The 258-nt window shown below is 28.7% G+C and carries 1 pseudogene; it reads right to left on the reverse strand.

Annotated elements, in window-relative coordinates:
• Positions 1-117, reverse strand: a pseudogene (locus V7149_RS25880) (GntR family transcriptional regulator); the annotation flags it as partial.
• Between the last annotated feature and the right edge of the window lie 141 nt (positions 118-258).

A 258-nucleotide genomic window follows, 5' to 3' on the forward strand; every position in this document is an offset into this window, starting at 1 on the left:
CATAGATGGTAAAGCCGCCCCTGCTTTCAGTTCATTCGTCAAAATTTGTTTCTTAACTTGCACATAAATCTGCTCATAAATTGGTTCTTTTGAAATATTGGATATTATTATTTGCATACAAATACCTCTTTTTAAAATAATGTATATACACTTTATATACATTATATACAAAGTGTGTATAATTTACAATATTTTCTTCCCATACAATTTTCGCCTATTTGATTTTCTCGCAATCACTTTCCACCCATTATTCCTAAT

The organism is Bacillus sp. JJ1503, from assembly GCF_036965125.1.
Taxonomy (GTDB): domain Bacteria; phylum Bacillota; class Bacilli; order Bacillales; family Cytobacillaceae; genus Cytobacillus.